The 13,317-nt window shown below is 45.9% G+C and carries 12 protein-coding genes and 4 tRNA genes; 7 read left to right on the plus strand and 9 right to left on the minus strand.

The annotated features are described in order from the left end of the window. Positions 1 to 287 precede the first annotated feature (287 nt). The 5 genes from JM642_RS17685 to orn form a co-directional block, all read right to left on the minus strand. Positions 288 to 363, minus strand: a tRNA-Gly gene (locus JM642_RS17685). A gap of 32 nt (positions 364 to 395) precedes the next feature. After that, positions 396 to 471 (minus strand) — tRNA-Gly (locus tag JM642_RS17690). Positions 472 to 515: 44 nt separating this feature from the next. Continuing rightward, a tRNA-Gly gene (locus JM642_RS17695) sits at positions 516 to 591 on the minus strand. 124 nt (positions 592 to 715) lie between these two features. Continuing rightward, positions 716 to 791, minus strand: a tRNA-Gly gene (locus JM642_RS17700). Positions 792 to 900: 109 nt separating this feature from the next. Next, a complete protein-coding gene (orn, locus tag JM642_RS17705; protein WP_037426972.1) occupies positions 901 to 1,446 on the minus strand; it encodes an oligoribonuclease in 546 nt (181 codons plus the stop codon). Positions 1,447 to 1,558: 112 nt separating this feature from the next. Between orn and rsgA the strand changes: the two genes are divergently transcribed. From rsgA to JM642_RS17730, 5 genes are all read left to right on the plus strand, one after another. Beyond that, the gene (gene rsgA, locus JM642_RS17710) at positions 1,559 to 2,623 is read left to right on the plus strand and encodes a small ribosomal subunit biogenesis GTPase RsgA (protein ID WP_047534699.1); all 1,065 of its coding nucleotides are present in this window, start codon (positions 1,559 to 1,561) and stop codon (positions 2,621 to 2,623) included. An 88-nt stretch (positions 2,624 to 2,711) separates the two neighbouring features. Next, the gene (asd, locus tag JM642_RS17715; protein ID WP_055646843.1) at positions 2,712 to 3,590 is read left to right on the plus strand and encodes an archaetidylserine decarboxylase; all 879 of its coding nucleotides are present in this window, start codon (positions 2,712 to 2,714) and stop codon (positions 3,588 to 3,590) included. Positions 3,591 to 3,604: 14 nt separating this feature from the next. After that, positions 3,605 to 4,489: a DMT family transporter gene (locus JM642_RS17720; RefSeq protein WP_169548621.1), complete on the plus strand. Its 885-nt coding sequence runs from the start codon at positions 3,605 to 3,607 to the stop codon at positions 4,487 to 4,489. A 68-nt stretch (positions 4,490 to 4,557) separates the two neighbouring features. Then, entirely contained in the window at positions 4,558 to 7,761 is a 3,204-nt protein-coding gene (locus tag JM642_RS17725; protein ID WP_203432260.1) for a mechanosensitive ion channel domain-containing protein, read from the plus strand. Positions 7,762 to 7,774: 13 nt separating this feature from the next. Next, positions 7,775 to 8,497 (plus strand): glycerophosphodiester phosphodiesterase, encoded by a 723-nt coding sequence (locus JM642_RS17730; protein WP_203432261.1) that lies wholly within the window; start codon positions 7,775 to 7,777, stop codon positions 8,495 to 8,497. A gap of 23 nt (positions 8,498 to 8,520) precedes the next feature. Here JM642_RS17730 and JM642_RS17735 read toward each other — a convergent pair whose 3' ends face one another. Beyond that, entirely contained in the window at positions 8,521 to 8,856 is a 336-nt protein-coding gene (locus tag JM642_RS17735; RefSeq protein WP_037414115.1) for a DUF3392 domain-containing protein, read from the minus strand. Positions 8,857 to 8,943: 87 nt separating this feature from the next. Here JM642_RS17735 and JM642_RS17740 point away from each other — a divergent pair, with 87 nt between their 5' ends. Further along, on the plus strand, positions 8,944 to 9,876 hold the full coding sequence (locus JM642_RS17740; RefSeq protein WP_203432262.1) for a D-2-hydroxyacid dehydrogenase: 933 nt from the start codon (positions 8,944 to 8,946) through the stop codon (positions 9,874 to 9,876). 84 nt (positions 9,877 to 9,960) lie between these two features. On the opposite strand, the gene JM642_RS17745 is transcribed toward JM642_RS17740, so the two are convergent. Next, positions 9,961 to 11,535 carry a PAS domain-containing methyl-accepting chemotaxis protein gene (locus JM642_RS17745; RefSeq protein WP_203432263.1) on the minus strand — a complete coding sequence of 525 codons (1,575 nt, stop codon included), beginning with the start codon at positions 11,533 to 11,535 and terminating at the stop codon, positions 9,961 to 9,963. A 243-nt stretch (positions 11,536 to 11,778) separates the two neighbouring features. On the opposite strand from JM642_RS17745, the gene JM642_RS17750 reads away from it, so the two are divergent. Further along, the gene (locus JM642_RS17750) at positions 11,779 to 11,970 is read left to right on the plus strand and encodes a bacterioferritin-associated ferredoxin (RefSeq protein WP_037414050.1); all 192 of its coding nucleotides are present in this window, start codon (positions 11,779 to 11,781) and stop codon (positions 11,968 to 11,970) included. Between the two features lie 194 nt (positions 11,971 to 12,164). On the opposite strand, the gene JM642_RS17755 is transcribed toward JM642_RS17750, so the two are convergent. Both JM642_RS17755 and JM642_RS17760 read right to left on the minus strand, forming a co-directional pair. After that, complete coding sequence (locus JM642_RS17755) at positions 12,165 to 12,821, minus strand: thiopurine S-methyltransferase (RefSeq protein ID WP_203432264.1); 657 nt, start codon at positions 12,819 to 12,821, stop codon at positions 12,165 to 12,167. 107 nt (positions 12,822 to 12,928) lie between these two features. After that, positions 12,929 to 13,267: a hypothetical protein gene (locus JM642_RS17760; protein WP_037414054.1), complete on the minus strand. Its 339-nt coding sequence runs from the start codon at positions 13,265 to 13,267 to the stop codon at positions 12,929 to 12,931. Positions 13,268 to 13,317 lie beyond the last annotated feature (50 nt).

Here is a 13,317-nt window from a genome sequence, read left to right on the forward strand (position 1 = left end):
AGATCACGCATTAACCTTGCTGTTTTATTTTTTACAAAATAGAAAACATCATCGACAACAGCCGCAGAGCAGGCAAATCCTGCAACACTTAACCGCATTAGTATTAAAAATAACCATGAAAACAAAGGTTAATAAATTGCAGCGATGAACGTGCTCAAAAAATGCATGGAATAATCAACAACGGAACAGACATGTTAAGTGTACAGAAAAGTAAAATAGCGCTATGTCAGTTGCGATAACTTAGTTTGAAATGATGAAGATTTTATGGGGAGACTGATGAGAAAAATTGGAGCGACATATCGGGTTCGAACCGATGACCTATACCTTGGCAAGGTATCGCTCTACCAACTGAGCTAATGTCGCATTTACATTTTAAGAATGTAACCGTCTGAAATTGGAGCGACATATCGGGTTCGAACCGATGACCTATACCTTGGCAAGGTATCGCTCTACCAACTGAGCTAATGTCGCATAATTTTTTATTTAATGACTTGGTAAATCACTAAATTTGTATTTGGAGCGACATATCGGGTTCGAACCGATGACCTATACCTTGGCAAGGTATCGCTCTACCAACTGAGCTAATGTCGCATTTTGTATCGCTGCTAAATTTGCCTTCAACATCCACAAAGGTATCGTCTATCCACCTTTGCCAACTGAGCTAATGTCGCATATCCTGCATTTAATGACTTGGTAAATCACTAAATTTGTAATTTGGAGCGACATATCGGGTTCGAACCGATGACCTATACCTTGGCAAGGTATCGCTCTACCAACTGAGCTAATGTCGCCTTTACTTATTTGACGAGACAAACATGCCCGCATCAAAAAGTTGAGGCCGCATTATATGAAAAATTTATGCGGCTGCAACCCCTTCTTGCAGATTTATCTGCTGATCGGTCAAATTTTAAATACTTTGCTGCGGTAATACTGTAATTCAGCGATCGACTCTTGGATATCTTGCAGCGCTTGATGAGTGTTTTGCTTTTTGAAACCTGCCATAGTTTCAGGGCTCCAACGTTTCACTAGCTCCTTAACCGTGCTTACGTCTAGATTGCGATAATGGAAGTAGTCCTCCAATTCACGCATATAACGATTTAAGAAGCGACGGTCCTGACCCACGCTGTTACCACACATAGGCGAGACACCCTTAGGCACGTATTGCTCTAAAAATGCGATGGTTTGTGCAACAGCCTGCGCTTCGTTCACTTGGCTGGCACGCACTCTATCGATGAGGCCCGATTCACCGTGATGTTTTTGGTTCCAATCATCCATGGCCGCCAGTACTTCATCCGATTGATGAATAGCAATCACTGGCCCCTGACCGATAATATTGAGTTCTTGGTCTGTTACTAAGGTAGCAATTTCAATGACCCTATCGACATCGGGTTCTAACCCAGTCATTTCGAGATCGATCCAAATGAGATTATTTGCGTCTGCCGCCATAATTGCGCCTTATCATGTCAGTTAGCCTAAATTCAGGCTTTTTTATTCAAGAGCGTGTATCATACTGCTTTTTTCAAACACAAAATATCACCTAATTGACGAAGACAAACCAGTGAGTAAAAAGAAACCCCTAAGCCAAGGCCAATTACGCCGTATGCGCGCCAATCACGAGAAACGCCTCAATCGTGACAATGGTGATAAAAATGCGCCTGAGTTACAGGATAGCTCACTCGGCCCAGAACAGAGCGGAACCGTGATCTCCCGCTTTGGTCAACATGCCGATATTGAAACCGAAGATGGCCTGATTGTGCGCTGCAACATTCGCCGCACCATTAGCAGTTTAGTGACTGGCGATAAAGTGATTGTACGCTTAGCTATTGAAAGCCAAGCAAATAGTGGTATAGCTGGCATTGTGGAAGCAGTGCATCCAAGACGCTCTTCCCTCTCGCGCCCCGATTTATACGATGGCGTGAAAATTATCGCCTCGAATATCGACCAAATTTTGATTGTGTCTTCCGTATTACCTAGCTTTACCACCCAGATTATTGACCGCTATTTAGTGGCAGCCGAAGACACGGATATTCCGCCGATCATCATTTTGAACAAAATTGATCTGTTAACGCCGGAAGAAGCCCCCGCCATCGATGCAGCCTTAAAGCGCTACGAAGCCATTGGATATCCAGTATATAAGGTCAGCAGTAAGTTAGGCGAAGGCTTAGATACCATTAAAGCCCTGCTGAAAGATAAAGTGAGCGTATTTGCTGGCCAGTCTGGTGTGGGTAAATCCTCTCTGGTCAATGCCTTACTGCCCGAAGCCGAGCTACTGGTGGGCGATGTCTCCGACAACTCTGGGCTTGGACAACACACCACGACCACCGCTAAGTTACTGCATTTACCCAGTGGTGGTGATTTAATCGACTCCCCCGGCGTGCGCGAATTTGCCCTCTGGCACTTACCCGCCCAACGTGTCGGTTGGTGCTTTATCGAATTTCGTGACTTTTTAGGTGGCTGTAAATTCCGCGATTGTAAGCACGGCGATGACCCAGGCTGCGCCTTAAAAGCCGCAGTCGAAGCGGGTAAGATTAGTGAAGATCGCTTTAATAACTACCATCGTATTATCGCAAGCCTTGATGAACAGCGTCACGCTCGGCAATTTCGCGCCCAAAGCGATGAATAACGAGTACAGCAAAGCCATCACAACGAATAGAATTAACGCAAAACAAGTCTCAACCTAAGTTGAGCAACATAAAGGAAAGGAACACAAATTGGATAAAGTTAAAATTGCGCTGCAGTACATGCTGCCAAAGCACCTGTTATCTCGCTTAGTCGGTAAACTTGCCGCTTCCGAAGCTGGCGCATTAACGACTGCCGCGATTAAATGGTTTATCAAGCAATATAAAATCGATATGAGCGAAGCGGCTCAGAGCGAACCTGAGGCTTATAAAAGCTTCAACGACTTTTTTACCCGTGCACTTAAGCCTGGTATTCGCCCAATTAATACTGCGGCCAACATCATGGTGCACCCCGTTGATGGCGCCGTCAGCCAACTTGGTCCCATCAAGGATGGGCGTATTTTCCAAGCTAAAGGCCATCACTATTCTTCACTCACTTTGCTTGGCGACCAAGCCGAAGATGCCAAACGCTTCGAAGGTGGTGATTTTGCGACAATTTATCTGGCTCCTAAGGATTATCACCGCATCCATATGCCGATTAAAGGCACGCTGTCGAAGATGACCTATGTGCCAGGTGAGCTGTTTTCCGTTAACCCGCTGACGGCGCGCCATGTGCCAGGCCTATTTGCTCGCAACGAACGTGTAGTGGCAATTTTTGAAACCGAGCTTGGCCCACTGGCTATGGTATTAGTAGGTGCAACTATTGTGGCGAGCATCGAAACCGTTTGGGCAGGCACTATTACGCCGCCAACCGGTAAGCAAGTATTCACTTGGGAATATCCAACGGTAGGCCCTGACGCGATTACCTTAGAGAAAGGCGAAGAAATGGGTCGCTTCAAGCTTGGCAGTACCGTCGTCATGCTGTTTGCCAAAGATGCTATCGATACCTTCGCCGAAGGCGTTGAGCCAGAAGCCGTGACGCGTATGGGTCAAGCCTTTGCTAATCTGAAAAATCAGGCGTCAGCCGACTAACTACGGCGACCCAATTGAGCCAGACCAGTAAACCTTCGGGATTAATCGAATTACACTTAGCTGTGCTGATGTTTGGCGGCACAGCGTTGTTTTCAAAGTTAATCCCCTTAAGCGCACTCGATATTACCTTCCTAAGATGTGTAGTCGCGGCGTTAGTCTTGGCGTTACTCATTAAATTCCGTGGCAAATATTTAAGCCTTGCTAGCAAACAGGATTATCTGGTTGCTATCGGCTTAGGAGTGATAGTCAGCTTACACTGGGTCACCTACTTTGCCGCGATGCAACTCTCATCGGTCGCCATCGGCATGATTGCTTTCTTCACCTATCCGGTGATGACGGTGATTGCCGAGCCATTATTAACGGGCAATAAAATCAAGCTGATGGATATTATCAGCGGCATTTTCGTGCTGATAGGTGTTGTACTGCTGATCCCCGAAGCCAATCTAGGCAACGACACGACTCTAGGAATTGCGATCGGTATTCTGTCGGCAATGTTATTTACCGCCCGTAACCTACTGCAAAAACGCTATTTTTCCCAGTATAGTGGCCCCCACGCCATGTTTTATCAAACCTTAGTGGCGGCGGTGTTTCTTATGCCTTGGCATCAAACAGATCTGCAAAGCATCTCCCTCGAAACCTGGGGCTTGATAGCGCTGCTCGGGGTCGTGTTTACTGCCGCGCCCCATGCGCTGTTCACCTCGGCATTGCGCCAATTAAGTGCTAAAACAGTAGGACTAGTCTCCTGCCTTCAACCCTTTTATGGGGCCATGTTGGCTTTGCTGATTTTAGGTGAAGCACTGAATGTAAATACTTTGATAGGCGGAACCATCATAGTCGCCACCGCCATCTTTGAAACCCATCAATCCCACCAGTCACAACGGCGAAAAAAGAACATTTAAAACATACCAATCTTGGCCCAAGTTGGCTAAGATGAGTGCGTCTTTCGCCTCTAATTGCTTTTGCCTCTATGCCACGTATTTTATTGTTCGTTATTGCTTTTTTGTCTTTTTCTCTCCATGCCAATTCGCCCTTGCAATTGGACAAGCGTCTTGGCCTAAACAACCAAAATCAGCAACAAAATATTAGCATTGACGATCAAATTGTTGAGCTTAAAAACAACATTGACAGACTGGCGGCCAATGCGAGCAGTTTTCAGCAGGCGCAGCTGGATTTTGAAAAAAATAAAAAGGTCATCGATCAGGGCTTAAAAGAGGCCACTAAGCCATTAAAGCTGGATAAAGGAACAGATCTTAACCAGCAAGCCTCGATGGCTTATTTACGCCTATCTGAGTTAAAAGAGAGCGAGGCAACTCTCGGCAATCAAGTCAACGAACTACTACAGCGCCATAATCTACTGCCTTCCGTCATTGCCAATGCAAGACAAAATGTGCTGCAAAATAAAAAAACGGAATTGGCGCCTATCGATACGCCAGCGGGTGAATTACAACAAATACAGCGGATTTTCTTCGAACAGAGCCTTGCCACCCATGAGGCCGAGCTTGCCAGTAGCCAAAAGCGTATCGAACTTACCCAGCTACAGTTACAGTTAGTTCGCCAGCAATTGAGCCAGCAAGAAGCCTTTATTGAAACTATCAATAAGGCGATCAACAAGCAGCGCCAACAACAAACCGATGCCACGCTGGCCAAGAATTTAGTTGATACCACTAAAGTCATCGATCCGATTACACGCAATATCGCCGATACCAATCAGATCTACGGCCAAAAACTGCAAACCTTAACCTTGCAAATCAATAACGTGGTAGAGCAGCAAGAACAGGCTGAGCTCCAATATCAATCCCAAGCCAAGCAACTCGCTAATATCCAAGAACAAATTACTTGGGTCAAAATGAACTCCGCCTTTGGCGAACGCTTTTTGCAGATGTTGCAATCGCTGCCCAAACCGCCAAACCATGAAAAACTACAAACTCTTATCGCCGATGCGCGTCTCGACAGGTATCACCTCGAGCAACAGCAGGCGCTCAACGAACAAGAACTCGAACAAGCCAATCTCTATAATGAGGGGCAGATTAAGTTGCTGCGCTCACAGCAAGCATTGCTGACTCAGCTAATGCAGAGTTATGACCAGTATTTGAGTGAACTAGGCAAGCTTAAAGTGAATTATCAGCAGCTTAGCCAACAGCACCTGACGCTAAAAAACACCCTAAACGAACATCTATTTTGGGTGCCTAATGCCGCGAGCATTAACAAGCTCTGGCTCACCGATATTCAACGTAGCGCCCTATGGCTAATCCAACAGGCACAATGGGGACAACTGAGCAAAGCTTGGCAGGAGCAAAACGACTATTGGTCATGGTGGATCATTCTGATAGTGCTCTGTTTAGTGGTTCAAGATTTAATAAAACCTAAATTCAATCGATTACTCGGCAACTATGCAACCTATGTGGGTAATGTGACTCAGGATAAATTTATTTATACCTTCAAATCCTTAGTCCTTAGCCTAGGTTATGCCTTAATCAAACCGCTCCCCATAGTGGCAGCAGGATGGATTTTCTATCAATCAGACCGTAACTTTGTGCAAGCGGTCGGCATGGGAATTTTAGCAATAGGATTGGTTTACCTATTGTATCGATTGATTTTTATTCTTGCTCTAGATAAAGGCGTATTGGTAGGTCACTTCAAACGCCCCTCAAAACTGATTCAGGCAGGCCAGCTCAGGCTCAAACACTTTGTATTTGTCGCCAGTCCCTTGCTTGGCATTATGGGCTTTACCGAAATACTCGATGCCTCGCTTATCCGCAACAGCATTGGCCGCGGCGCATTTATCTGTTTTTGTGTGGTGTTATTCTTGTTATACAAGGATATTTTGCTATTAAGCCGGCAAAATAGCGTTGCTCAAAAAGAGGGGAAGAACAAACGGCTGATCCAAAAAATGCTCTGGGCATTGTTGATCGCTGTTCCCCTACTGAGCGCTGGGCTCGCCTTTAGGGGCTACTACTTCACCGCATTCCAAATGCTGTTGCAGTTGCAGCTATCGATCATATTGGGATTAAGCTTTTTACTGCTCTATCAATTAATTAAACGTTGGATGTTGATTGAGCGCCGCCGCATTGCCTTCGACCGCGCGAAAGCGAAACGGGCTGAGCGTTTAGCCCAACGGGAAAAGGGCGAAACACACCATAGCTCCAATGATGGCTTAGATACCTACGAAGAACCCGTAGTCGACCTCGAAACCATTTCGAGTCAGTCCCTTGGATTGGTGCGTTCCTTATTGCTACTGGCGTTTTTAGCCAGCTTGATTGGCCTGTGGACGCAAACCCATACGGCGCTGTTTTCCTTCTTGGATGGCATCACCCTCTGGACCACCAATACCAGCGTCAATGGTGTCGAGCAACAGCTCCCCATCACCATGAAATCGCTGTTATTCGGCTTAATCATCGTTGGCTTCTCGCTGATGATTGCGACCAATTTACCCGGTTTGCTTGAGCTGATGATCCTACAGCGTCTAGACCTGACACCGGGCACTGGCTTTGCTATCACCACAGTAAGTCGTTATTTAGTGGTATTTTTAGGGCTGCTGATTGGCTTTTCAAATCTCGGGATGGAATGGTCAAAACTGCAATGGTTGATTGCAGCCTTGTCACTGGGTCTCGGTTTTGGTTTGCAGGAGATTTTTGCCAACTTTATCTCGGGTTTGATTATTCTGTTCGAAAAGCCAGTGCGTATTGGCGATACGGTGACAATCCGCGATCTCACCGGGACTGTGAGTAAAATCCAGATCCGTGCCACCACCATTATCGATTGGGACAGAAAGGAAATTATCATTCCGAACAAGGCTTTTATTACCGAGCAATTGATTAACTGGTCGCTGTCGGACCCTATTACCCGTGTCATTGTTTATGTGTCGGTTGCCCGCGATTCGGATCCAGCAAAAGTGGAAGCCACGCTTTATCAAGCTGTTCAGGAATGCGAAGATGCGTTGCCGAATCCAGAGCCAGAAGTGTGGTTTGCGGGCTTTGGTAAACATACTCAAGACTATGAAGTACGAGCCTATGCAAAAGATATGTCGGCACGCTGGCCACTACGCCACGATCTGCACAAACGTATTACCCGTAAGCTTAAAGAAAACAACTTAGAACTCGCCTATCCGCAAATGGAAATCCATATTAAAAATGGCCAAACTCGCGATCAGGTCGGCATAATCCGCAGTTAATAGGAAAAATCACATGCTTATTTTTGCTCACCGTGGTGCCAGCGGTTATGTGGCAGAAAATACCTTAGCCGCCATGGCCAAAGCAATTGAATTAGGCGCCAAAGCCATTGAGTTGGATGTCCACAATGTCGAAGGTGAGTTAGTCGTATTTCATGACCGCAGGCTCGACAATAAAAGCTCAGGCCAAGGCATTATCCATTTAGTAAATAAGGGCTATCTAGAGCAAGTCACGGTTAAAGGCGAACCCATCCCCACACTTTGGCAAGTACTCGAACTAGTCGCTGGTCGCGCCACAGTAAACATTGAACTTAAAGGCGTAAATACAGTAACGCCACTCGTCGAACTTTATCCCAAAGCCATCACCGAGCTAGGGTTCAGTACCGAACAATTACTGATTTCCTCCTTTAATCATCCTTATTTACAGCAAGTTAAACAGGCTCTGCCACAGGCATTAGTGGCGCCCTTGTTCGCCAGTATTCCCCTCGATGGCGCAGCGGTCGTAAGCGAGCTAAACGCATATTCTCTGCATTTAGATGTGAGTTTTATCAGCCAAGCTCTAGTGGATGACGCCCACCAAAGAGGCGCTAAGGTGTATGTTTACACCGTCGATCACCGCGATGATATTCATGCACTTAAGCAGCTTGGTGTCGATGGAATCTTCAGCAATTACCCCGACCGTGCGATGCAGGCGCTAGCACACCCGACCAATACAGACTATCGCGGTTATTTCGAATAACCGCATTTCACGGACTTAACGCCTTAAGCTTGGCTATTTCGCTGTGCCCAATAGCCGATAAAAATAAACATGGCGACGATCAGCAAAAACATCCAATGGGATGGCATGGCAACGATTTGCCTTGCCACCCAAGGCGTGGCTTTAACGATCAATAGGCCATAACCAAAGGCATTCACAATGATAAAAACCAAGGTTCGCAGGATAAAAGAGTGACCAACTAAATGCCGTCTGATGATGCGATTCATATCGGCTGAAAACACTAAAATCAAACACACCACCATGGCCGTGGCGATATCGAAGGACCAAGGACGCAACATATTTCCTAAATGGCCAATAATGGCGACTAACTGATCAAACATAAGACTCAACCTAAATAGCGCTGCAAAAATAAAACAAGACAGCAGCATATTGAAAAATAACGACAACCAAGCATAAAGGGAGACGACATGGGGCACAAGTTACTCTTACTCACTAAGGCGAATGAACAATATCGCCAGCTCATTGAGGCGCAGCAGTTACCCGACCTTGAGTTGCTTGATGATAATCCTGCGAATATTGCAGAGGCCGATATCTGGCTTGCCGAGCCCAAACTTGCCGCGCCGCTAGTGCCCCATGCTAAAGAGCTAAAATGGTTGCAATCCAGTTTTGCGGGCATTGATGCCCTGATGGGGCCAAGGGCGAGAAAGGATTATCAACTCACCAACATCAAAGGGATTTTCGGCCCCTTAATGAGCGAATATCTATTCGGTTATCTGCTCGCCCACGTGCGAGGACACCATTTCTACCAAGCGCAACAACGGCAAAAATCTTGGCAAGTACAATGTGCTACGCGCACCAGTTTACAAGGGATGCGATTATTACTCTTAGGTACAGGTTCTATCGCCCAGCATGTTGCCAAGACGGCTAAACAGTTCGGCATGCATGTCACAGGGATAAATCGCAGCGGCCGTGAGGTCGAAGGCTTTGATGTGATTTTACCGCTATCGCAGCTAACACAATGCTTAAGCCACAGCGATGTGGTCACTAACTTACTGCCAAGTACACCAGAAACTCGCCAGCTTCTGAATCAGTCAATGATCGCTAAGCTCAAAGCCGATGCTATTTTGGTAAATGTTGGCCGCGGTGATGTACTCGATCTCGATGCCCTCAATGCCCAGCTGATTGCCCAACCTGCGCAGCAAGCCATTCTCGATGTGTTCATGCAGGAGCCACTCCCTGCAACGCATCCGATTTGGGAGAGGCCAAACGTCATTATCACGCCCCATATCTCAGCGCCGAGTCAACCTGAGCAAATCGTCGGTATTTTTAGCGATAACTATCGCCGCTATATAGCAGCAGAGCCTCTGCAAAATCAGGTCAATTTTACTCAGGGCTATTAATCGAGGCTCAATCCCTATGGCAGAAAAGAAAAGGCAATCAAAGATTGATTGCCTTTTGATACAAACGCTTGGATAGCGACGGGACTAAACTTTAAAACTGCGTTTTAAAAACTGCCCAACCAACACGGTATGGGAATCCATTTCGCTAATCACTTCATCATTGAGGTCAACCATTTCACAGCCGAGTTGGTGGCTGGAATGGGTAAACTGTGACACATTAACCACGCTTCGGTTCATCTCATTTGCCACACTCGATTGCTCTTCCACCGCACTAGCAATATGGTGATTCATATCGGTAATGGTCACTATGGCCTCACGTATGGTACGCAGCGCCGCACCCGCTAAATCCGCTGTGGTAATACATTCGGAGGCAGCTTCAACCCCTTCATGCATACTTTGCACAGCTTTATTTGTCCCCTGCTGCAACAGATTAATCATACTGTGGATTTCCTTTGTTGCATCATGGGTACGTTTCGCTAACGCCCGCACCTCATCGGCAACAACCGCAAAACCACGTCCTTGCTCCCCTGCCCGCGCAGCTTCAATGGCGGCATTTAATGCCAATAGGTTTGTTTGCTCTGCAATGCTTTGAATGACATCCAGCACCCTACCAATATCTTTACTATGCCCTTCTAATTCGCTGATTACTTTCGAGGTTTCGTGCAACTGTTGCGCCATGGCCTGAATAGATTGAATCGTACTCAGCACAGTTTTATCGCCGTTGATTGTTTGCTCTGATGCCATCTGCGAAGCGCTCGCCGCATCAGCACAGTTAGAAGACATATCACCAAGGGTTGCTGTCATTTGCTGCATTGCAGTTGCTACTTGCTCGATCTCAGAAAGCTGTGACTGGCTTGTATTTTGAATTTCTTCGCCTTTTGCCGCTGATACTTTGGCTTCTTGAGTCACCTTATCGCAGGAATCACGGGCACGACCTAGCACAGATTTTAACTCAGAGTTTTGCATTTGCAGTGCAAGCTCTATCGAGCCAACATCATCGGATTGTCCAGTGTAGATATATGCCATTAAAGGGTTATCGTAGATTTTCTTCGCCTTAGCGACCAAAGTCCGATACCGACCTAAAATCAAATTACCACCAATAAACAGCACTAAGGCACTGATGGCTAGCGCCATAAATCCCACCACTCCCACTTGCAGCGCCAAATACAGCATGGGCAACAAAGCCGCAAACACTAAAAGCGCCAACTTAGTTGGCATATCCAAGATTCGTTTTAACGCGTTAACATGGCCGCTTTTATTTAACTCGGCGTAGGCCGCCTCTGCTCTGTTGATCTGTTCGCGGCTGGGTTTAGTCCGTACCGACTGAAACTCGGCCACCTGGCCATTAATAACAATGGGAGATACATAAGCATCAACCCAATAATGGTCACCATTGGCACAGCGGTTTTTAACAATGCCTTTCCAAGGTTCACCTTTACGGATAGTTTTCCAGAGGTCTTCAAACGCTTGAGGGGGCATATCGGGGTGACGCACCATATTGTGGGGTTGCCCCAACATCTCATTGAGGGTATATCCCGCTACAGTGCAAAAGGATTGATTGGCGTAGGTTATATGACTCTGAGTGTCAGTGGTTGACAGTAAAATCCAATCCGCTGGATAGTCATATTCACGTTGTGTTACAGGCAAATTTTTTCTCATGATAACCCTTGGATCTATTATGAATTTATTATTCAGTCATCCATGAGCTATCCTTCCCTGATACCAATTCAATCATCCATTTTGATCTAAACACTCAGCCTTGGTTCACGCTCTTTGAGATTAGCTCAAAAAATGTGCTAAAGGTAACAAAATAGAAAATTGAGAAAACAAGACCACCAACAATATTGCATTTGATAAGCGTTTTCATTTAGAATTAGCCCAACTTATGTTGGAGTTCCAAAAATGTACGTTTGTCTTTGTCACGCCATCACAGATACTCAGATCAAAAACGCAGTAAGCCAAGGCGATACAAGTCTTGCTGACGTTAAAAAGCGTTTAGGCGTTGCCGATCAATGCGGCAAATGCGCAAGAATGGCCGTACAAATCATCCAAAACCAACTCGAAATCGAACCTAATTACTACGAAGTCGCTTAACTTAGAATCTTCAACCCCTTTAAGCAAAACATCATTTTTGTATTAACTGCTATTCCTACTCGCTAACATCCACATCGTTTTGAGATATTGCACAATATCAAGCTTAGAAACAGATATTGCCGCACATCCCCTTAATGGGACATCCCACTCAGTCAACAGCACAAATGCTTGTCGCTCAATGGGATGCACTCTGTTTATCGGCGTTTTAATAAATACGCAGCTTCATTCAACCAAGGGACTTCTTTCTTAACAAACCTCGGGTTGTCCGCAAGTACGTCCTGACAATCCAAGAGCTGGATTTCAAAATCGTCACTTAAATGTGTTTCTACCCAAGTTGGCGACACCGCAAAAGGTGGCCCACTTAAAGCGTCCTGCGGGTAGTCTAAGGTCACCAATAACCCAACACTGCCCGAAGGCAATAACTGCGCTAATTGCTTGGCATATTGCGCCCTCATACTCTCAGGCCAGGCAATCAAGGCAGCGCGATCATAAAAACCACTCACTTGTGCCGTAATAGACTGAGGTAAGGTGAAGATATCGCCTTGATACAAACTTATCTGTTCGGTTTGGTAATGCTGATGTTCGCCCTCTGCTCTTTGCTGCATTGGCAATTGGTTATCGCTAAAAAACTGTTGCACAGCGAGTTCATTCAACTCACAACCAATCACTTGATGCCCCTGCTCGGCTAAAAAACACATATCCAAAGACTTACCACACAGGGGAACAAAAACCTTGGCATCGGCGGGAAGCGCCAATTGATGCCAATACGTGACGAGGAAAGGATTAACGTCTTGTTGATGAAAACCAATCTGTTGTTGCTGCCACTTCTCGTGCCAAAAACCAGGTTCCATAGGTATATCTCAAAAGGCTAAAGTTATCCTTACTCTAATGGCATTTACGAGTGGATGCAAAATCTCAAATACAGCAAGTTAATCATAGCGATGGAAATAGTTAATGATTAAGACAATGCTTCTTGCACCCGGCGTAACCAAGCACAGTTATCACATTGGCATTGGCGACGGGAAAGATGGTGTGGGCTGAGTGAAGAATCAATAAAGTCGACGGCAATCAGCAATTGTTGCTTAAGCTCGGAGATGGATTTTTGTTCGACGGCCACCAGCTCATCATTCTGGTTCATCCAGATACACTCCATGCCTTGGTGGCATGTTAGACACTGTTCATCACTATCATTAAAAAATACCGCGTGTGGACAATGAGTTACTTCCATTGACTGCAAAATTCGCTTACGCGGAAACTCTAATAGCTCGATCAATAAAGCCTTATCTGGGGCGGGCATATGCCATCCTTAAATCCACTTTGTCCACGGGAAATTTAACAAAATATATC

The sequence above is a fragment of the Shewanella sp. LZH-2 genome, from assembly GCF_016859145.1.
GTDB lineage: Bacteria > Pseudomonadota > Gammaproteobacteria > Enterobacterales > Shewanellaceae > Shewanella > Shewanella xiamenensis.